Here is a 21,054-nt window from a genome sequence, read left to right as displayed (position 1 = left end):
ATGTAGACAATCTTCCTCGTTCTGTCTATCGTCAGCACCACTTAGCGATGTCCTTCGATTTGAAAGAGGTCGTCAATGGTGCAAGTCAGACGATGGGCAGGCATCGCCACCGCCCTGCTGGCGACGGAACTCCTGGTCTCGGGCACCGCCGCGCACGCCGCGCCCACCCCGGATCCGGCCCACGTGAGCGTCGAGGACGCCGTGACCGCCAAGCTGCGCGCACAGGTCCGGACCCTGGAGGCGGAGCACGCCGACAGCCCCGCGGCGGAGCACGCCGGAAGCGGCGAGACCCGCGTGACCGTCACCCGCCGCAACGGCCAGTGGGCCTTCGGCACGGCCGTGGCCGTCACCTCTCACGAGAAGGACGTCCACCCGACCGGGGCGATCTTCATCGCCCGTGCCGAGGCCGGCACGTGGCGGGTGAACTTCGACGGCGAGGCCGGGTTCAGCGAGCTGGCCGCCGAGTCGCCCCTGGTGAACAAGCAGGAGAAGCAGGTCTTCCAGCGCACCCCGAGCACCATGCAGGCGGGCGGCGACTACCGGACGGGGATGGCCCTGCCCTTCGCGGTCGGCCAGACGTGGACGCTGACCAGCGGCCCGCACGGCTGGGGCGGCTACGAGACGCCGTACAGCTCGATCGACCTGGCCGGGGGTGACCAGGTGGTCCGCGCGGCGCGGGCCGGCACGGCCTACACGATGTGCACGGGGTGGATCCGGGTGATCCACGACCGGGGCTACTCCACCGACTACTACCACCTGTGGAGCAGCATCTCGGTCAACGGCGCCGCCGTCGGCCAGGGCGCGTACCTGGGCTACACGGGCACCGACGTGACCTGCGGCGGGGCGGCGTACGGCCGGCACGTCCACTTCGGGCTGCGGCAGAACAGCGCCTACGTCTCCATCGCCGGCCACGGCATCGGCAAGTGGGAGTTCGCCAACGGCGCCGCCGCCTACCAGGGCGGCGCGCGGCACGGCTCGGTCTGGGCCGGAGCCGGCGCCGGCCTCTACAACTACGGGGCGTTGGGCTTCAACCAGGCGGTGGTCGACGCCAACGGCGGAGGCTCGGTGAACAAGCGGTCCGGGCCCGGCACCGGCTACGCCGTACGGGGATCGGTCGGCGACGGCGCCACGGTCACCGTCTCCTGCTCCGCCAACGGCACCTCCCACACCGGGCGGTACGGCACCACCGCGCTGTGGAACCGGCTGAGCGACGGCACCTGGATCTCCGACGCCTACCTGGCAAGCGGGGTGAACGGCCCGATCAACGGCTGGTGCTGACCGGCACTCACCCGAGCGTCGACGCAGGGGCCCCGCCACCTCGGCGGGGCCCCTGCGCCTCGTGGGCGGCCGGGGGCGTGTCGGGCGGGTCAGCCCGGGGCGCCGACGAGGAGGGACCCGTGGCGACTCCACAGCCACCGGAGGTACGGCTGGGGTTCGCCGCATCTTCGCCCTCGTCCGCATCGGACGACGATAGTGCGGGGTCCCGGCGGGACCCCGTAGAGCTCCGACGCGGCGGCCCACCGCGACTGAGCCTGCCGGTGCCCGCGCGGCAGAGCGCACGGCGGAAGGTGCGCGCCCCCGCGTACGCCGTCAAGGATGTGAATCTCGCGCGAGCCGTGACCCTGGAGGGCGCTGGGATGAAGCCGTTCCGCATCGAGATACCGCAGTCCGACATCGACGACCTGCGCCGACGACTGGCCGACACCCGGTGGCCGCATGAGCCGGGCGCGGACGGCTGGGAACGCGGCGTGCCGCAGTCCTACCTGCGGGAGCTGGCCGACTACTGGGGCAGCGGGTACGACTGGCGGGCGGCCGAGGCGCGGCTGAACGAGTACCCCCAGTTCGTCACGGAGATCGACGGCGCCACGGTGCACTTCCTGCACGTACGGTCCCCGGAGCCGGACGCGACGCCGCTCGTGCTCACCCACGGCTGGCCGGGCAGCTTCCTGGAGTACGTCGACCTCGTCGGGCCGCTGACCGATCCGCGCGCCCACGGGGGCGACCCCGCGGACGCCTTCCACGTGGTGGTCCCGTCCCTGCCCGGGTACGGCTTCTCCGGCCCGCTCACCGGGACCGGCTGGGGCGTGCCGCGCATCGCCGGGGCGTGGGCCGAGCTGATGGACCGACTCGGTTACGACCGCTACCTGGCGCAGGGCACCGACTTCGGCTCCTGGGTGACGGTCGCGCTCGCGGCGGCGGACGCCGGGCACGCGATCGGGGCGCACGTCAACTTCCTCATCACGCCGCCCCCCGGCGACCCGCGCGAGCTGGGCGCGCTCGACGAGGACACCGGCCGGCGGCTCGCCCGGCTGGCCCGCTTCGTCGACGACGAATCCGGCTACATGAAGATCCAGGCCACCCGCCCGGTGACGCTCTCGTACGCCCTGACCGACTCTCCCGTCGGGCAGCTCGCGTGGATCGTGGAGAAGTTCAAGGAGTGGACCGACTCCGGCAAGAGCCCCGAGGACGCCGTGGACCGGGACCGCCTGCTCACCAACGTGTCGCTCTACTGGTTCACCCGGACGGCGGGTTCCTCCGCCCAGCTCTACCACGAGACGGCGGACATGCTCCCGGTCAGCGCCGCGCCGCGACAGCAGCCCCCGGTGCCGGTGCCGCTCGGGGTGTCGGTCTTCCCGCACGACCCCTCGCAGCCCGTCCGGGCCTGGGCCGACCAGGCCTTCCCGAACATCGTGCAGTGGACCGAGCACGACCGCGGGGGGCACTTCCCGGGGCTGGAGCAGCCCGGGCTCCTGGTCGACGACATCCGCCGGTTCGCCCGGACCCTCGGCGGGGCCTGAGCCCAGGGCCGGGCCGGGAAGGGCGTCCGGTGGTCCGGGTCGGAGGTCGAACCGCCCCTACCGGTAGCAATGGGAAGTATCGACCGGTGCCAGTTTCCTGATCGACCGGCCGGTGGTTGTACGAGGCGTGACGGCAGCCTCGTACTCCATCATGGCGATCCCGGCGTCGGCGCAGCCCGCCTGGCGGATCAGGTGGGCCGAGCGCGAGAACGACCGGCGGCGGCGCGCGTACGACGCGCGGTTCGCGGCCTGGCAGCGGCACCACGACCACCTGGTCCGGCTGCGGATCGAGGCGGCCGGGTTCCTCGGCTGCACGCAGCCGCGTGCCGGCCTGCCGGTGGCCCTCGACGAAGACGAGGTCGTCTACCGCGTACTGCCGGTCGCGGACCTGGTCGAGGTGGACGCGCGGCACGGCGCCGGGCTGCCCGCCCCGGGCCTGACCGTCGCCACGGACGCCGTCGCCGGGCGCGCGCTGCCGAGGGGGGTGCGGGCCCTCGACACGGGGATGGCCGTCGTGACCAGCCGCCGCGTCGCCTTCTCCTCGCGGCGCGGGCGGCGGCACGAGTGGAGGTACGCGGACCTGGTGGGGCCGGCGCACCATCCGGAGGTGCCGTTCACCCTGCTGCACGCCACCGACGGGCGGCGGCTCGCCGGGCTGCGGGTGCCCGCCGCCGCGACCGTGAACTTCCGCTTCTACCTCACCCTCGCCCACGCCGCCGCCACCGGCGAACGGGCCGCCGTCGCCGCGCAGCTCGAGGCGATCCTGGCCGCCCACCGGCGGGCGCGGCCGGTGCCACCGCTGCCGGTCCACCCCGATCAGGCCCCGTCGAGCGGGCTGCGTGCCGGACCTCGCGCGGCCCTCGCCGCCGCCGTCGTCGCGGTGGCGTTCGTGACGCTGACCGCCGTCGGCCCGGCCGCGCCGGAGCGGGTCGGCCCGCCGTACCGGGCGGACGAGGGCACACGGGGCGGCCTGCCCGCCGGCGCGCCGCCGACCCCCACCGGCGCGACCGCCCCGGCCGTCCCCGGCGATCCGGTGGCGCGCGGGACGGGCGCGGCGACGTCGGGGGCCGCAGCGCTGGTGCCCCCGGTGCCGTGGCTGGCCTGCCCACGCGGCGGGCCGCGCCCGCGACCGGGTGACGCGTGCGTGCACGTCTCCCCGGGCGGCCCGCGACCGGCCCGCGCCCGGACGCCGCGCGACCCGCCTAGAGGCGGTGCCTGACCCAGACGTTGGGCTCGACGTAGACGGCGTGGTCGTGCGCCACGTCGCAGTGCACCGGCACGAGGGCCCCCGGCACGTGGACCGGCCCGCTGGTGTCGAACGGCAGGCCCGTCCAGCGACGCCAGTCGGCGAGGGTCCCGGCGATCGTCATCGACCGGGTGGCGACGCGCTCGACGCGTCCGCCCGCGCGGACGTGCACCCGCAGCCAGGGGTCGACCGGCAGGCCGTCCTCGCGGACCTGTGCCGCGTACTGCGCCATCGGCAGCTCGGGCCGGGTGTGCTTGCCGCTCGGCCGGACCGGCGCGACGAGCGTGTCGTAGCCCAGTTCCGCGACGGCCTTCCGCATGGCGGCCAGCATCACGGCGGACAACCCGGTGCCGCGCCGGTCGGGTCGGATGCAGATCTCCAACGCCGAGACCATGTTCGTGTCGGCGCCGGCCAGGCGGTTGACGGTGGCCCGCTGGATCACCCGGTCCCAGCCGCCGTCGGGAAGCTCGGACTCGGTCCAACGCAACGGCACCGCGTACGCCCGGGCGACCGCGCGGGCGGGGTCGGCGGGGTCGACCGCGGCGAAGACGAACTCGGGGTACAGGTCGTGGGCGACGCCGTAGTACACCGTGCCCATCGGGTCCCACAGCATGAACGGCGGCCACGCCCCGTCGAAGTCCTCGTCGAGCGAAGGGCCGAGGTCGGGGCGGTCCGCCAGGCGCACGATGTCGAGGGTCACGGCGGAAACCTAGAGCGCCGGGTCGTCACGCGCACGTCGATTTCGCGGCCTGTGCGACGGGTCACGGCTGCCGCGACCGATCCGGCTACCCACGACCGGCTCCGGGCGCCGGGCGCTGGCCGGTACGCGGGCGTTCGGTCTATGGTGGCGCCGTGACCGCCCCCGGCCCCTCCCGGCAGCCCCGCACCGCGGCGTACCAGGAGTTTTCCGTCCCGTCGCGGACGACCGCGACCACCGGGCCGCGGGTCCACCTCGTCGCGGATGCGATCACCCGTCGCCTCGTCGTGCCGTCGGTCGCCCTCGTCCGCCGGGGCGCCGTCGCGCCGATCGTCGCGCCGCCGACCCGGCGGGCGCCTCGTCAGCGCCGCCCGCCGCCACCCGTCCGAGATCCACAGGACCGGCACCGGCGGGCGGAGCGCATCAGCGCTCCGCCCTTTCTCTTCGTTCCGAGCAGGGAGAAGGACCGATCGTGTACGTCGTGAACAGGCAGGCCGAGCTGGGGGTGCTCCGGATCGTCCTGGAGGAGCAGTACGAGCGGCACAGCATCCAGTTGGCGCTGCTGGACCGGCAGGCCCGACGGATCCGCTCCGCCGGCGCCGATCTCGAGGCGGCCGCCGCGTTGACCGCCGCCACGCGACGGGCCCTGGGTGACATCGCCCGCGCACTGCACTACCTGGAACAGGGCCGCTACGGCACCTGTGGAGGGTGCGACCGCGACATCCCGATCGAGGAGCTGGCGCACCGCCCGTCGACCCGGCTCTGCGCCACCTGCAAGCCGGAGCCCCGTCGGGGTGCGGACAGCGGCCGCAGCGGTTGCGACTGTCGCCGGTAGGGCCGCCACCTGTCGTCGGCGCTCCGTCGAGGGACACGGAAGGCGCGGCGGGTTCCGGCGCCTCGGCGGACAGGACGGCGCCGGCCCGCCGCGAGGGTGGGCCGGCGCCGTGGGACGGGCAGGTCAGCGGATGCGTCGGCGACCGTAGGCGCCGGCGGCGATGGCGACGCCGATCGCGGCGAAGACGACCTGGAGGGCCAGCTCGATCCAGTCGATCCCCCGGGTGTCGTCGACGCCGAGGGCCCCGGCGACGAGAGTGCCGAGGATCGCCGCCACCACACCGATGAGCAGTGTGAGCCAGATCGGGATGTTCTGTTTGCCCGGCACGACCAGGCGGCCCAACGCCCCGATGATCAGGCCGATGATGATGGCAGTGAAGAAACCGGTGACTTCCACGTGGAGCCGTCCTTCCGGAGAGTTGTCGTCGCGCTGGGTGTTGCCCCCGCCGGAAGGGCGGCGAAACCAGTCACGGGCACTTCCACAGCTTCTTCATACAACTGTCATGGAGCCGGGTACGAAACGTCATGGGCGTCATCCGACGTACGCCGCGCCGGCCCGCTCCTCGACCCCGGGCGGACGCCCGTCAGCGCAGCGGGTCGAACGGGCGCAGCTCGACGGGCTGCCCACCGCCGGTGATCTGCTCGGCGAGCAGCTCGCCGGTGAGCGGGCCGAGGGTGATGCCCCACATGCCGTGGCCGCCGGCGGCGAAGACGCGCGGCGACCTGGTCCGGCCGATCAGGGGAAGGCCGTCCGGAGTGCAGGGCCGCGAGCCGACCCACTCGTCGGTGCGGGTGTCCAGGTCGGCGCCCCGCAGCAGCGGTCGGGCGGCCTCGGCGATGGCCGAGACGCGGCGCCGGTCCAGCGGCGCCTCGGCGCTGCGGAACTCCATCATGCCGGCGACGCGCAGCCGGTCGCCCAGCGGCGTGCAGGCCACGCGCTGCGCGGGGAAGTAGACCGGGCCGGCCGGCAGGTGCTCGATGGCGACGCTGAAGCTGTAGCCGCGGCCGGCCTGCACGACGGTGCGGACGCCGAAGCGCCGGGCCAACTGCCCGAGCCAGGTGCCGGTCGCCAGCACCACCGCGTCGTAGCGCTCGTCGGTGCCGGCGGAGGTCACCACCCGGACACCGGTCGCCTCGTCGCGGACGTCCAGGACGTCCACGCCGGCCCTGACCGCGCCGCCCCGCGTGCGGACCGAGTCGGCCAGGGCGTGCACGTACTGGCCCGGGTTGACGTAGCGCTGGTCGTGCAGGCGGATGGCGGCGCCGACCGTGTCCGACAGCGATGGCTCCACCTCGCGGGCCTCGGCACCGGTGAGGACGTCGAACTCGATCCCCTGGCCCGCGGCGTGGATGTGCGCCAGTTCGTCGAGCAGGACCGACCGCTCGGCCTCGGTCCGGTACGCGGCGAGGAACGACTTCGCCTCGTGCGTCGGCGCCGCGACCCCACCGGCGGTCAGCGCGTCGAACGCGTCCAGCGCCCGCCGGTTCATCGGGATGAGGGCCCGCATCGCGCTCTGCCACTTCGACGCCGTGCTGTGCCGCGCGAAGCCGGCCAGGAACCGCAGCAACCGGGCGTCCGCGCGCGGCGGCACGTAGACCGGCGAGGACGGGCTCAGCACGGCGCGTACCCCGTACCGCAGCACCGCCGGCTCCGGCAGGGGAGTGGTGATACCGGGGGTGAGCCAGCCCGCGTTGCCCCACGACGCGCCCGCCGCGACCCCCGTACGGTCGAGCACGGTGACCCGGACACCCCGCTCCTGCAGGAACCAGGCGGTGGCCAGCCCGACCATCCCCGCGCCGACGACGGCGACGTGCTGGGGGGCGGGCACTGACTCGACGGGGGACATGGCGTCTTCTCCTTCGGGCGCGACAGGGATCGCGGCCAATCCTGTCCCCACCGGGCCGGGAGGTCATTGTCCGTTCCGGCCAAGGATCGCCCAGGTCATTGGCCCTGCCGGACAAGATCGGGGCACAATCGCGGCATGCTCACCGTGGCTGGCGTGGTGGACGCGGCCGGCGCCGCGTTGCTCAAGGTCGTCGTCCCCGCCGACGAGGCGGAGGTACGCGACGTGACCCTCGCCGACGACGCCACGACCGGCCAGAGCGGTGACCTCGTCCTCGGCGCGGGCGTCGCGACCCCGGAACAGGCCCTCGCCGTCGTCGCGCGCTGCCAGGAGGCCGGGGCGGCCGGCCTGGTGCTCAAGCCTCCGCTGGCCGCGCACCCCGACGTGACGTCGGCCGCCGCCGAACGACGCCTCACCCTGGTCGAGCTTCAACGTCACGGCTCCTGGGCCCAGCTCGTCTGGCTGCTGCGCGGGATGATCGACCGGGCCGTCGCGCCCGGCTCGCCGGAGGCCGGGGAGCCCGGCGTCTACGACGAGCTGTTCGCCCTCGCCGACGCGACCGCCGCCGTCGTCGACGCCCCGGTGACGATCGAGGACGCCCAGTCCCGGGTGCTGGCCTACTCGTCGCGCCAGGACCGCACCGACCCGGCGCGCGTGTCGACGATCGTCGGCCGTCGCGCCCCCGGCAACGTGATCGCCCACTTCCGTTCCCGTGGCGTCTTCCGCAAGCTCGCGACGGGCAGCGAGCTGATCTTCGTACCGCAGGGCCCGGACGGGACGTTGCCCCGCCTCGTCGTCCCGATCCGCGCCGGCGGCGAGCTGCTCGGCTCGATCTGGGCCGTCGTCGAGGGCCCGGTGCCGCAGGGGCGGCTGCGCGACCTCCAGGGCACGGCGTCCGTGCTGGCCCTGCACCTGCTCCGCCTGCGCGTGCAGGCCGACGTCGCGCGCCGGGTGTCGGCCGACCGCCTGCGGGCGGCCCTGCGGGCCACCGGGGGGACGGGCCGGGAGGAGCTGGCCCTGCCCGAGGGACCGTGGCGGGTCGTCGCCCTCGGCGGGACTGGGGAGATGGTCGACAACCTCGCGCTGTGGGAGTCGATCACCCGCCGGCACGGCTGGCGCCAGCCGCTGCTCGCGGACGTCGGGGACGTCCTGTTCGCCGTCCTCGTGGACGAGGGCGCCGCGCCCGGTTCGCGGCGGTGGATGGAGAAGCTGATCCACGACGTCGCCGTGCAGGACCCGGGTCTGTACGCCGCGTCCGGCGGCGTCGCCCGGAACCTGGCGGACCTGCCGCGCTCGCGCGCCGAGGCGGCGGAGCTGCTCGCGTTGCGCGGTCCGACCGGGCAGCGGGGCCCGGTGCTGCGGTTCGAGGACCACTGGGCGGAGCTGGTCGTGCACCGGGTGGTCGGCGCCGTGCCGGGCGTCGACCTGCTGCTGGGCGGCCCCCTGCCCGGTCTCGTGGCCCACGACCGGGAGCACGGCACCGACTACGTCGCCACCGTCGCCGCCTGGCTCGACCAGCAGGGCGACCCGCAGCGAGCCGCCCGGCAACTGCACGTGCACCCCAACACGCTCCGCTACCGGTTGCGTCGCCTCACCGAGGTCGTCGCCGTGGATCTCGACTCGCCGCGCACGCGACTGGCGTTGCAGATCCAGCTGGCGGCGCTGCGCCCCACACCGACCGCGCCCCGCCCGGTCGCGTAGAGGGCCGCCCGGCGGGGGCCGGCCCCGGGCTGGCGTGCGGCAGCAGCGCGGTGCTCAGGCGAGGCGGTGGTCGAGGGCGGTGTGGCGACGCCCGGCCCCGACGGTACGGACGGCGGCGGCGAGCGCGCGGCGGGAACCGACCAGGACGACGAGCTTCTTGGCGCGGGTGACGGCGGTGTAGAGCAGGTTGCGTTGCAGCATCATCCAGGCGCTGGTGGTCAGCGGGATGACCACGGCGGGATACTCGGAGCCCTGCGAGCGGTGGATCGTCATGGCGTACGCGTGGGCCAGCTCGTCGAGTTCGTCAAAGTCGTAGTCGATGCTCTCGTCCTCGTCGGTGCGTACCGTCAGGACCTGCTCGTCGGTGCTGAGAGCGGTGACGATGCCGACGGTGCCGTTGAAGACGCCGGCCTGGCCCTTGTCGTAGTTGTTGCGGATCTGGGTGACCTTGTCGCCGACGCGGAACACCCGTCCGCCCAGGCGGCGCTCGGGTTGCCCCTCGCGTGCCGGGGTGAGCCGCTGCTGGAGCAGCGTGTTCAGGGCCGCCGCGCCGGCCGGGCCGCGGTGCATGGGGGTGAGGACCTGGACGTCGCGGCGCGGGTCGAGGCCGAAGCGGGCGGGGATCCGGGTGCAGGCGACGTCGACGGTCAGGGCGGCGGTGGCCTCGGTGTCGTCGTTGGCGAACAGGAAGAAGTCGCTGAGGCCCTGGAGCAGCGGCGGCTTGCCGGCGTTGATGCGGTGGGCGTTGGTGACGACCCCGGACTCCGCGGCCTGGCGGAAGACCTGCGTCAGCCGGACCCGGGGGACGGCCGGGGCGGCGAGCAGGTCCCGCAGGACCTCGCCGGCGCCGACGGAGGGGAGCTGGTCGACGTCGCCGACGAGCAGCAGGTGCGCGCCGGGCGGGACGGCCTTGACGAGCTTGTTGGCCAGGATCAGGTCGAGCATGGAGGCCTCGTCGACGACGAGGAGGTCGACGTCGAGGGGATTGTCCCGGTCGTGGCTGGCATCCCCGCCGGGGCGCAGCTGCAACAGCCGGTGCACGGTGGCCGCCGGGTGCCCGGTCAGCTCCGACAGCCGCTTGGCGGCGCGGCCCGTCGGCGCGACGAGGATGACCTTGGCCTGCTTCGCGGCGGCGAGTTCGACGATCGAGCGTACGGTGAAGCTCTTGCCGCAGCCGGGGCCACCGGTCAGCACGGCGACCCTGGAGGTGAGGGCGAGGCGGACGGCCTGTTCCTGCTCGGGGGCGAGGTCGGTGCCGGTGCGGGCCTTCAACCAGGCCAGCGCCCGGCCCCAGTCGACGCCGGTGAAGTGGGGCAGCCGGTCGGCGCGGTCGCGCAGCAGCCGCAGCAGGGATCCGGCTAGGGACTGCTCGGCGCGGTGGAACGGCACCAGGTAGACCGCCGACGTCGGCTCGCCGTCCGGTCCGGGCAGCGTCTCGCGGACCACCCCCTCCTCGTCGACGAGCCCGTCCAGGCAGGTGGTGACAAGGTCGGCGGGCACGTCGAGGATCCTGGTGGCGTCGGCGACCAGCTGACCGTCGGGCAGGTAGCAGTGCCCGTTGTCGGTGGCCTCGGAGAGCGTGTACTGCAGGCCGGCCTTGACCCGCTGGGGGCTGTCGTGCGGGATCCCGACGGCCTGGGCGATGGTGTCGGCGGTCCTGAAGCCGATGCCCCACACATCGGCCGCCAGCCGGTACGGCTCGTTCCTGACCACCGTGATGGAGGCGTCGCCGTACTGCTTGAAGATCCGCACGGCCAGGGAGGTGGACACGCCGACGCCCTGGAGGAAGACCATCACCTCCTTGATGGCCTTCTGCTCCTCCCACGCCGCGGTGATCTTCGCGGTGCGCTTCGGCCCCAGGCCGGGCACCTCGACCAGCCGGGCGGGCTCCTCCTCGATCACGCGGAGGGTGTCGAGGCCGAAATGGGCGACGATCCGCTCGGCGAACACCGGACCGATGCCCTTGACCAACCCGGAACCCAGGTAACGGCGGATGCCCTGGATCGTGGCCGGCAGGACGGTGGTGTACGAGTGCACCTCGAACTGCCGGCCGTACTGCGGGTGCGACGACCACCGACCGGACAGGCGCAGGCTCTCCCCCGGCTGGGCCCCCAGCAGCGCGCCGACCACCGTGAGCAGGTCGCTGCCGTGGCCGGTGGCCACCCGGGCGACGGTGTAGCCGGTCTCCTCGTTGACGTAGGTCAACCGTTCGAGCACCGCGTCCAGAACGGCCGACGGCGGGCGGGTGGGGGCAGTCACCCGCCCATCCTGCCTCCCGCCGACGCGACGGCGCCCTCGGCCCGGCCCCACGCACGTGGCGGGTCACCGGATCCTGGTGCCGGAAACCTTACTGTCGGGTCTGCGGGCTGGCGCCGTGGCGGCACGATGGCATCGTGACCGAGCCGCAGAACGTCGCCGCCGATCTGGTCGTGGGCGCTGCCCACGCGGCGGTCCGTCGCATCGCCCCCGAGGAACTACCGGTCTTCGACGAGGTCGCCGCCGACTGGCGACGGCAGCTGTCAAAGGGCCGCGTGAGCTGGTCCGTCCCGCAGGGTGGGGTCGGCTTCGGCATCGACGTCACCCTGGTCACCGAGCTCGCGCTCCAGGTGGTGGCCGCCGCCGTGGGCGAGGTGCTGGTGATAGGCGCCGCGACCGTCCGGGCCGGCCTGCTGCGTCGCCGCCGCCGCGAACTGCCCGCCCCGCCCGACGCCCGACCGGGGCTGGACCCCGAACAGGTGCGTCGACTGCGGGAGGCGTGCCACCGGCACGCGGTGGCGCTGGGCCTGGACGCCGGCCGGGCGGAACTGCTCGCCGACGCCGCGGTCGGCGCGATGGTCGATCCGCCGGACGCATGACGGGGCCCGGTGCCGGCGGGGCCAACCACGAGGGTGGTACGGCCCCGGACCGCACGGCCGGCGGCGACCGTGGCCCCGGAGCCGGCCCACCCGTCCCGCCGGACCGGCTCGGCTGGCTCTACGCACTCGTGCTGGCGTCCCTGGTCAGCGTCGGGATCAGCGCCGGCGGCCTCTACTTCCTCGCCGACCGCTCGCTCTCCCGACCCTGGGCGGCCACCGTGGACGTCTGCACCCGCGCCCATCCGACGGAGGCCGCGGAACAGTCGGCCGCCCGCGACCGCTGCCTGGCCGGGCAGTTCGGCCGACGTGGACTGGTCATGCTCGCCGGGGCGGGGATCGCGCTGGGCGCGGCGGGGGCGCTCGTCCTGGTGCTGCCGCTGGCCGACCGGCGTCGGCTTCGCCGCCGGCTCACCGTGCCGGGCGCGCAGGAACGCTTCGTCGACCTCTGCGACCGCAGCGGGCTGGCGGCGCGTCACCGGCCCCGGCTGGTCGTGGCCGCCCCGCCCGTACGGCAGGCGTACACCACCGGCGGTGTGGTCGGCCGGCCGACGGTGGTGCTCCCGGCGGCCGTCGCGGTGGCCCACGCCGACCCGGCGCGGTTCGACCCCGTGGTGGCGCACGAACTCGCGCACGTCCTCGCCCGGGACGTGGCCTGGGCGTCGGCCGTCCGTGGCCTGATCTGGCTGCCGGTGCCCGCGGTGCTCGCCGCCGGCCTGCTCGAGGTGGCCCTCTTCGGGCCGAACCCGACCTACCTGACGGCGCTCGGCCGGGCGACGGTCGTCGCGGTGTCGACCGCGCTGCTGGCGGCCGGACTGTTGCGGCGACGTGAGCGGGAAGCCGACCGGTACGCCGCCGACGCCGGCCACGCCGGGCACCTGGCCGCGTTGCTCCGCGCCAGGACCGTGGGCCCCACGCGACGGCGCCGGCTGCTCGCCCGGCATCCGGATCCGGCGACCCGGGCGGCGGCCCTGGGCCGGCCGGCGGACCCGCCGGGCGGCCTGACCCACGGGCTGGCGGTCGGCGCGGTCGCGGCGCTGGCGATGGGCTCCGCCGACGCCCTCGTACGCGACCTCTTCCTGACCGCGTACGCGACCGTCGGCCCGCCCGTCGCGGTCTGTGTCGGCGCCGTCCTGCTGAGCCTCGGGCTGCTGCCCGTGCTGGTCCGCCGGGCTGCCGCGGGGGCGGGCGGCTGGTGGCGGCCCGTCGTCGGCGTGGCCGTCGGGTTCGCGGCGACGGCGTTCGTCGCCACCGTGCTGCCGGTTCCGGGCAGCTCGGGCGTGCCGGCCCGGGCGGACGTGCCGGTCGCGATGATCGTCGCCGCGCTGGCGGGGCCCCTGGCCGCGTCGGTGGCCGGGCTCTGCGTGCTGTTGGCGCGACTGGTCGTCGCCTCCCGGCCCGGGTCGGTCGGTTGGCGCTCGGCCACGTACCTGGTCGCGGCGGCAGCCGGTGTCGCGGTCCTCTGGCCGTTGCCGGCGGTGGCGTCCGTGGCGACCGACGGCCACGCGGCCCGCGCCTGGCTGGTCTTCGCGCTGCCCCGCAGCGGTTGGCCGCTGCTCGCGCTGCTGGTCCCGGCGCTGGTCGGCCTGCTGCTGCGCGGGGCCGGGGAGGGGCGCCGGCGCCCGCCGCGCCGGTGGGACCGGGGGGTCGTGGCGGCGGTGCTGACCGCCGTGCTGGTCGGTGCGGGGACCGCCGTGTCACGGACCGAACTGTCCCCGCCGGACACCCTGGCCGAGGCGGGCCGGCAGGCCCAGCAGCGCTGGCTGCTCTGCGCGCTCACCGGCTGGGCGGTCCTGGTGGTGCTCGCGGTGGCCCGTCGTGCCGGCGTCGGCCGGGCGCTGACCGCGGGCTGGGTGGCCGGCACGGCGGCGGCGCTGTTGCAGTACCTGCACGCCCTGGTGACCGGACGGGCGGACGGGTGGGACACCGTCGAGGCGCACCTGCTGGCCCCGCTGGTGTGGCTGGGCTACCTCGTCGCGTTCACCCTGCCGTTCCTGCTGTCCCGGCCGGCCGTGGCCGGGCCGAACCCGTCCTGGCCGGCCCGCGCCAGGGCGCCCGTCGCGGCGGTCGCGGTGCTGGTGGCCCTGCTCGCGGTGGCGGTACTCGGCCCGGGGATCCCCGGGGCGTACGCCCCGCTTCCGGCGGCGGAGCCGTCCCGCGCCACGGCGCCGTCGACCCCTCCGGGCGTCCCGCCGGTGCCCGACGCCACCCCGGGGCCCACGCGGTCCGTCGCGGGGCACGACCCCGGTCGGCCGCTCACCCGCCCGGAGGCCCGCCGGGCGGCGGGCGCGGTCCGGGCGGTGCTGCCGCGGGGCTGGCAGGTCCGGCCCGACCAGGGTGCGGGCGGCGGCTCCCGGATCGACCCGCCGGCCTGCCGGCCCCTGGCCGAGGACTCCTACCTGGACCGGCTCGGCGAGGTCGAACGGGTCCGGGAGCGGGCCCGCTACGCCACGGTGCGCGGGCCCACCGCCACCGCGTCGACCGAGCTGGTGATCGAGGTCAGGTCGCACGCCGATCCGGTGCCCGCCTCGGTGCTCGCCGAGGCGGAGTCGGCGCGCCGGGCCTGCCCCCGCTTCACGGCCGGGGGCACGGGCGGCTCGGCGGTGCGGTTCGCGGTCGGCGCGCAGCCGCCACCCGCGCTGGGCGAGCAGTCCTGGCGGGTGGACTACCGGCTCAGCGCGGGCAGCGGGCGGGCCCGGATCAGCGGGCGGTCGGCCTTCGTGATCGTCCGGGCGGGGCACAACCTGGTGACCGTCTACGCCAACGCCATCGCGGAGCCCTTGGACGAGCGGCTGCTCGACGCGGCGGTCGGGGCCGCGGTGGCGGGACTGGACGGCTGACCGACCTGGGCGCCGGCTCGCCGTCCGGTCCTCACGGCGCCCAGGGCGCGGCGACGTTCCAGGTGCTGTCCGCGCTCCAGAGGGTGGGCGTGTCGTACGCCGCGCCGCCGGCGCCGTTGCTGAGCCACACCTCCGAGTTGAAGTGGCGCAGGAACGAGCCCCGGAAGTTGTACGACTCCAGGGAGACCCCGCCGCCGGTCAGTCCGGTGCGGGCGCACCAGGTCGCGTCGGCGCGCATCAGCGCCGAGCCGTCGTTCGGCGAGTTACGGACCCGGGACGCGGCGTGCCGGAGGTACTGCCCCGGGAAGTTGACCGACTCGAAGGAGTAGCAGGTGGCGTCGGCCAGCCCCGCCCGGATCGTGTAGGTGGCGTCGTTCTTGAGCAGCGCCGTGCTGCCCGGGTCGACGACCTCGGTGTAGGCGAGGCTGTCCCGGTGCCGCAGGTACCGCTGCGTGTGTCCGGGCGTGGTCACCTGCAACGACCGGCGCGTGTTCAGCGGCAGTGCGACCGGCTGGTTGTCGCCGAGCGACCTGGACGCGTCGATGAGCGCCTGGTTGGCCGCCCGGACCCGGGACTCGACCATCTTGACGATCCGGCGGTCGTAGGTGAGGAAGCCGTTCAGCTCGCCTTCGACGTCGGTGATCTCGGTGTAGACCGAGGCGCTGAGGCCCTTGCCGAGCATCAGGTTCCGGGTGCCCTGCACCAGCCCCACGTACCGGTCGGTGAGGGCGGTGGAGTTCGGCTGCCACTCGTAGGCGAAGAAGCTGCCGTTGGGGCTGTACTCGTGCCCCGGCGTCCGCAGGCCCAGGCCGCCGAACTCACCGAGTACGGCGACCCGGGAGGCCGACGGGCTCGGCGAGGCGGGGCCGAGGTACATGTGCCAGTCGTCGATGTCGCCGTTGCCCGGATCGCCGAGGGACTGGCAGCAGTTGTGGCCGCTGTGCACGTTCACCAGCCGGGTCGGGTCCTGGTTCTTCACGTTCTGGCCGACCCGCCGGGTGTCGGCGAGCGCGCGTTCGCCCCACCCCTCGTTGTAGACGGTGTAGGCGACCACCGAGGGGGAGCTGCGGTGTTCGTCGACGATCTCCCTCGCCTCGGCCTCGAACTGGGCCTGCTGGGCGTTGTCGGCGTTGATGTCCTGCGCGGTCATCGAGGGGACGTCCTGCCACACCAGCAGGCCGAGGCGGTCGGCGTGGTAGAACCACCGCTGCGGCTCGACCTTGATGTGCTTGCGGACCATGTTGAACCCGAGGTCCTTGTGTTTCTGCAGGTCGAAGGCGAGTGCCGCGTCGGTGGGGGCGGTGTGCAGCCCGTCCGGCCAGTACCCCTGGTCGAGGGTGCCGGCCTGGAACACGAACTGGCCGTTGAGCTTCGGGCGCAGCACCCCGCCGACCATCCCGGTGGTGATCTCCCGCATGCCGAAGTAGTGCGTCGTCCGGTCCGCCTGGGCGCCGCCCGGGTCGCGCAGCGTCACCCGTAGGCCGTAGAGGAACGGATCGTCCGGGGACCACCGGCGGGCGTTCGGCACCGGCACGCTGAAGTCGGTGAAGCCACCGGTGGCCGAGCCGACCAGCGTGGTCCCGTTCAGCGCCTCGGCCAGCACGCTGTGTCCGGTGACGTTCCCCCTGGTGGACACCCGCACCCGTAGCGTGTTGGTGGACAGGTTCGGATGGACGTCGACGTTGCCGATCGACGCGGTCGGCACCGGCTCCAACCAGACGGTCTGCCAGATGCCGGAGCTGGGGGTGTAGAAGATCCCACCCGGGGTCCTGGTCTGCTTGCCGATCGGGGGGAGGCTGCCGTTCTGCCGGCTGTCCGTCGGATCCCACACCTTCACCACGATCTCGTTCGTGCCGCCGTTGAGATGTGGCGTGACGTCGAACGTGAAGGCGTCGTAGCCCCCGGTGTGCCCGCCGACCTGCGCGCCGTTGACCCACACGGTGCTCTGCCAGTCGACCGCCCCGAAGTGCAGCAGGGTCCGGCGGCCGGACCAGTCGGCCGGCACGGTGAAGGTGCGTCGGTAGAACAGGTAGTGGCGGTTGTCGTTCGCGGCGCGCCCCACGCCGGACAGGGCGCTCTCCACCGGGAAGGGCACGTTCACCCGCTCGGGGAGGTTCGCGCCGAACTGCGGGGCGTCGTCGGTGGCGGACTGGCGCAGCTGCCACTCGCCGTTGAGGTTGAGCCAGTCGGGCCGGGTCATCTGCGGTCGGGGGTACTCCGGCAGGGGCGTGCCCGTGAGGGCCTGGCTGGTCCACGGCGTGGTCAGCGGGGGCGTCTTCGCGGGCGCCGCCCGGGCCGGGGACACCGGCGTGAGCAGGGCGGCCAGCAGGGTGAGGGCGGCCGCCAGCGGCAGGGTGCGGATGCGGGCGCGACGTGTCATGCCGTCTCCGATGTGGACGGGTCGGCGCGGGCGCGGGGCCCGTGCGACGGACGGGGGTTCTTCAGGCCTGCGCGGGGTGAGGGCCGGGGCGGGGCGACCCGCGCGGGTCGCCCCGCCCCGGGCGTACGGTCAGCTCGTCGGCTCGACCCAGATGTTGCGGTAGTGGACGTTGAGGCCCGGGTCGCCGTGGTCCTGCAGCCGGATCGGCCCCACCGAGGGTCCCTCCGGGGCGCCGTTGCCGGTGGGCCCGTTGATCACCGCGTTGTCGTGGACGGTGACGCCGTTCCACACGACCGTGACCCGGGCGTTCTCCGTCTTGACCCCGGCGCTGTCGAAGCGGGCCGCCCGGAAGGTGACGTCGTAGGTCTGCCACGTCTCCGGCGCGCTGGCCGCGTTGACCGACGGCGCGATCTTTCCGTAGATGGCGCCGCCCTCGTCGTTGGCCGGGGTGGTGTCGCCGTAGGAGTCCAGGACCTGGAGCTCGTAGCGGTCCTGGAGGTAGATCCCGCTGTTGGCGCGGGCCTGGCCGGTGACGTCCGGCGGGAGGTTGGGCAGCCAGAACTCGACGTGCAACCGGAAGTCACCGAACGCGCGCCGGCTGCGGATGTCGCCGCCGAGGACCTCCACGCCGCCCTTGGCCAGCGGCCACGTGGCCGGGGTGCCGTTGGTGCTCTCGAAGTTGTCGAGGTGGGACCCGTCGAGGAGCGTGACGCGGCCGGTGTCGCCTGCGGGGCCGTGGGCCTCGAACTCGTAGATCCTGGCCGCGTTGTCCGTGGTGCTGGTGGCCTTGGTGACGTTGAGTCGGACGTATCTGGCCTGGGTGGGGGCGATGTCGTGGGTGGTGGTGTTGGCGGTGTTGGCGGTGACGTTCGTCGTGGTCGTCCACGAGGTGCCGTTGGTGCTGGTCTGGATGGTGAAGTCGCGGGTGTTCCAGGCGGTGTTCTCGCCGCCGGCGCCGGCGTGGCGTACGACGAAGCGGTTCACGCTGCGGGTGGTGCCCAGGTCGACCTGGAGCCACTTGGTGGTGCCCGTCGAACACCACTTGTCACTGTTCCCGCCGGAGACGCTGCCGTTCACGGCCCTGGCCGGGCCCTCGGTGGCCGAGCAGGAACTGTCGGCCGTCGCCGCCCTGCCCAGCGCGAGGTTCCCGGTCGCGGTCTGCCCGCCGTAGGCCTCGAACTCGTAGATCCGGGCCGCGTTGTCGGCGGTGTTGGTGGCCTTGATGACGTTGAGTCGGACGTATCTGGCCTGGGTGGGGGAGATGTCGTGGGTGGTGGTGTTGGCGGTGTTGGCGGTGACGTTCGTCGTGGTCGTCCACGAGGTGCCGTTGGTGCTGGTCTGGATGGTGAAGTCGCGGGTGTTCCAGGCGGTGTTCTCGCCGCCGGCGCCGGCGTGGCGTACGACGAAGCGGTTCAGGCTCTGGGTGGTACCCAGGTCGACCTGCAGCCACTTGGTCGCGCCCGTCGAACACCACTTGTCGAGGTTGCCGCTGGTGGTCGTCCCGTTGACGGCCCTGGCCGGGCCCTCGGTGGGCGAGCACGAGCTGTCGGCGGTCGCCGCCCTGCCGAGCGCGAGGTTGACGGGCGGCTGCTGACCGGGGATGGCGTTGAGCGTGTACCAGACCTCGGTGCTCCAGAGCGACTGCCCGTTGCTGGCCGAGAACGGCCGGGGCGAGCGGACGTGCACGACCCGGCCGGGCTTGAGGCCGTTGATCGCCAACGTGACGGTCTTGCCGTCGGCCGACAGGGTGGCCGAGGTGACCGACAGCGTCTCCTCGTCGATCTTCGGCCCGCCGTACGCGGCCGTCGCCACGTAGCGCCACTGCTTGACCCGGTACTTGCTGGCCAGCGCGGTGGCGGTCGTCGCCGACAGGGGCTGGGTGTACTCGATCTGGAAGCCGTTGGGGGTGGCCCGCATCGCCAGCATGTCGAAGTTGTTGCCGCCGTTGGGGCTGATCTTCTGCAGGCCGTAGCTGAGCTTGCCCTCCTGCCCCCAGTTGCCGCCGCCGTGCAGGCCGCCGGTGTAGATGGCGCCGTCGGGCCCGACGGACACCTCGGACACCCCCGCCTCCAGGCCCTGGGTCATCCGGAACAGCGCGCCCTGGTACTCGCCGTTGACCTTCTCCAGGTAGGCGCGCTGGAGCCCGCCGTAGGTGACGTCGCCGATGACCATCTGCCCGGCGAACGGGCCCTGGTTGAGCATGACCGGGGTGCTCGGCGAGTTGCCGATCTCGTTCTGCGGCAGCCAGAGGACCGGCGGGGTGACCGGGTTGTTGTCGAACGGGCCGGCCGGGTTCATGTAGTGGTTGAAGAAGCGCCCCTGCTTGACGTGCACGAGCTTCGACGACGGCAGCCAGCCGCCCTGGTTGTCGGTGACGAAGATGTCGCCCTCCGGGCCCCAGCCGATGCCGTGCGGGGTGCGCAGGCCGCCGGCCACGTAGTCGATCGCGCCGGTGCTCCGGTTCACCCGGATGGTGGTGCCCCGGTTCGGGGCGGGCTGCGGGTCGGTCGTGGCCCCGCCGTAGTTGATGGAGACCGAGAGGTTCAGGTAGAAGTAGCCGTCCCGGTAGAGCAGGCCGAACCCGAACTCGTGGAAGTTGCTGCCGAACGGCCAGGTGGCGACCGTACGGTACTGGTCGGTCACCCCGTCGCCGTTGGTGTCGTTGAGTTCGGTGAGCTTCGCCTTCTCCGAGACGTAGATCTTCCCGTCGACGATCTTGAGCCCCATCGGCTCCTGGAGCCCGGTCGCGACCCGCTGCCGGGTCACCTGGCCGGGGCCGGTGCTGCCGGTGACGTTGCCGAGGATCCACACCTCGCCCACGGTGGTCAGGGAACCGCCCCAGGTGGCCACGGCCAGCCGGCCGTCGGGGAACCAGTCGAACCCGGTGACCTGCGGCTGGAAGCCACTCGGTCGCAGGTCGGTCAGGGTGTAGTTCGGGTGCACCGAGGTCAGCGGCAGCCCGTCGCCGGGGGAGTCGCCGCTGGCCTCGCACTCCTTGCGGCCGGGCGCGGTCACCCGGACGACGCCGGCGTCGGTGCTCAGCGCCGAGTTGGGGACGGTCACGAACGTGCTGGAGCCCGGCGTACGCCACTGCAACGTGAGCTGCTGGCCGCCCGTACGCTCGAAGTGCTCGATGCGCAGGGAGTGGTATCCGGTGGGCAGGTCGACGGCGCCGTCCTTCGGTTCCGGGCCGTGCGCGCCGTCGTGGTCGACGATCAGCGTGTCGTCGATCAGCAGGCGGGAGCCGTCGTCGCTGATGAGCCGGAAGGTGTAGCTGCCGGCCTGGGTGATGTTGACGTTGCCGAGGACGTGGACCAGGAAGTGGTCCTCGATGCCGAAGTCGGCCGCGCTCGTCCAGTCGACCGTCGGCATGAGCTTGTCGACGTTCGGTGTCTGGCCGGCCTTCAGGGTGCAGAGGTTGTTGAGCGGCACCTGCAGGTCGAAGACACGCAGGGTGACACCGGGCTCCTGCGGCGGCGGAGCCGCACCCGCGCTCGGCGGGGACAGCCACAGGCCGGCGAGGGCGACGACAGCGGTGAGGGCGCTTGCGAGGGGCACGCGTGCTCGTCGGGACGATCCGAGCATTCTCTCCTCCAGGGGAGCGGGACAACGACGTACGTCGTCGCGCGGCGCTCGGGCTCAGCGGCGGGCCCGGACATCGAACGGACATCGTTGTCATGTCCTGATGGTTGGCCTGGCACGCCGCTGCCTGGTGAGGGCAACACTATGATTCTTAAATCTAAATGTCTAGATGTTTGTGCGAGATCGTCTGAACTTTCGTCCGGACGGCCAAAAGTCGGCAACGCCGTGCGGCGCCACCGGGGCCCGGCCCGGTGGCGCCGCAGGACGGGCCCCGCCCGCT

13 protein-coding genes are annotated in these 21,054 nt (G+C 73.8%); 7 read left to right on the top strand and 6 right to left on the bottom strand.

Features of this window, described 5'->3' with window-relative positions; all coding sequences use genetic code 11:
• The first annotated feature begins 75 nt into the window (after positions 1 to 75).
• From AC0OO9_RS00435 to AC0OO9_RS00425, 3 genes are all read left to right on the top strand, one after another.
• Complete coding sequence (locus tag AC0OO9_RS00435) at positions 76 to 1,278, top strand: M23 family metallopeptidase (RefSeq protein WP_484514649.1); 1,203 nt, start codon at positions 76 to 78, stop codon at positions 1,276 to 1,278.
• Between the two features lie 359 nt (positions 1,279 to 1,637).
• Complete coding sequence (locus AC0OO9_RS00430; RefSeq protein WP_484514647.1) at positions 1,638 to 2,798, top strand: epoxide hydrolase family protein; 1,161 nt, start codon at positions 1,638 to 1,640, stop codon at positions 2,796 to 2,798.
• A gap of 127 nt (positions 2,799 to 2,925) precedes the next feature.
• A complete protein-coding gene (locus tag AC0OO9_RS00425; RefSeq protein ID WP_484514645.1) occupies positions 2,926 to 4,017 on the top strand; it encodes a hypothetical protein in 1,092 nt (363 codons plus the stop codon).
• Here AC0OO9_RS00425 and AC0OO9_RS00420 read toward each other — a convergent pair.
• Complete coding sequence (locus AC0OO9_RS00420; protein WP_484514643.1) at positions 4,001 to 4,744, bottom strand: N-acetyltransferase; 744 nt, start codon at positions 4,742 to 4,744, stop codon at positions 4,001 to 4,003. The two genes, AC0OO9_RS00425 and AC0OO9_RS00420, sit on opposite strands and share 17 nt — an antisense overlap.
• Positions 4,745 to 5,213: 469 nt before the next feature.
• Between AC0OO9_RS00420 and AC0OO9_RS00415 the strand changes: the two genes are divergently transcribed.
• Positions 5,214 to 5,576 carry a hypothetical protein gene (locus AC0OO9_RS00415; protein WP_484514641.1) on the top strand — a complete coding sequence of 121 codons (363 nt, stop codon included), beginning with the start codon at positions 5,214 to 5,216 and terminating at the stop codon, positions 5,574 to 5,576.
• 123 nt (positions 5,577 to 5,699) lie between these two features.
• Here the strand turns inward: AC0OO9_RS00415 and AC0OO9_RS00410 are convergent, their stop codons facing one another.
• Positions 5,700 to 5,972 (bottom strand): GlsB/YeaQ/YmgE family stress response membrane protein, encoded by a 273-nt coding sequence (locus tag AC0OO9_RS00410; protein WP_121398573.1) that lies wholly within the window; start codon positions 5,970 to 5,972, stop codon positions 5,700 to 5,702.
• A gap of 187 nt (positions 5,973 to 6,159) precedes the next feature.
• Positions 6,160 to 7,422: an NAD(P)/FAD-dependent oxidoreductase gene (locus tag AC0OO9_RS00405; RefSeq protein ID WP_484514639.1), complete on the bottom strand. Its 1,263-nt coding sequence runs from the start codon at positions 7,420 to 7,422 to the stop codon at positions 6,160 to 6,162.
• A gap of 135 nt (positions 7,423 to 7,557) precedes the next feature.
• Between AC0OO9_RS00405 and AC0OO9_RS00400 the strand changes: the two genes are divergently transcribed.
• Complete coding sequence (locus AC0OO9_RS00400) at positions 7,558 to 9,120, top strand: helix-turn-helix domain-containing protein (protein WP_484514637.1); 1,563 nt, start codon at positions 7,558 to 7,560, stop codon at positions 9,118 to 9,120.
• A 54-nt stretch (positions 9,121 to 9,174) separates the two neighbouring features.
• Here AC0OO9_RS00400 and recD2 read toward each other — a convergent pair whose 3' ends face one another.
• A complete protein-coding gene (gene recD2, locus AC0OO9_RS00395; protein ID WP_484514635.1) occupies positions 9,175 to 11,379 on the bottom strand; it encodes an SF1B family DNA helicase RecD2 in 2,205 nt (734 codons plus the stop codon).
• A gap of 134 nt (positions 11,380 to 11,513) precedes the next feature.
• On the opposite strand from recD2, the gene AC0OO9_RS00390 reads away from it, so the two are divergent.
• Positions 11,514 to 11,975: a hypothetical protein gene (locus AC0OO9_RS00390; protein ID WP_132239805.1), complete on the top strand. Its 462-nt coding sequence runs from the start codon at positions 11,514 to 11,516 to the stop codon at positions 11,973 to 11,975.
• The gene (locus tag AC0OO9_RS00385) at positions 11,972 to 14,812 is read left to right on the top strand and encodes a M48 family metalloprotease (RefSeq protein ID WP_484514633.1); all 2,841 of its coding nucleotides are present in this window, start codon (positions 11,972 to 11,974) and stop codon (positions 14,810 to 14,812) included. The genes AC0OO9_RS00390 and AC0OO9_RS00385 overlap by 4 nt, the downstream gene beginning before the upstream one ends.
• Before the next feature lie 31 nt (positions 14,813 to 14,843).
• On the opposite strand, the gene AC0OO9_RS00380 is transcribed toward AC0OO9_RS00385, so the two are convergent.
• Both AC0OO9_RS00380 and AC0OO9_RS00375 read right to left on the bottom strand, forming a co-directional pair.
• A complete protein-coding gene (locus AC0OO9_RS00380) occupies positions 14,844 to 17,192 on the bottom strand; it encodes an AbfB domain-containing protein (protein WP_484514632.1) in 2,349 nt (782 codons plus the stop codon).
• 129 nt (positions 17,193 to 17,321) lie between these two features.
• Positions 17,322 to 20,777, bottom strand: a complete 3,456-nt coding sequence (locus tag AC0OO9_RS00375) for a discoidin domain-containing protein (protein WP_484514631.1) — start codon at positions 20,775 to 20,777, stop codon at positions 17,322 to 17,324.
• Between the last annotated feature and the right edge of the window lie 277 nt (positions 20,778 to 21,054).

The sequence above is a fragment of the Micromonospora sp. USAFONa4 genome (assembly GCF_057197825.1).
The sequence above is the reverse complement of the archived record's forward strand: the minus strand, read 5'-3'. Positions and strand labels throughout refer to the sequence as shown.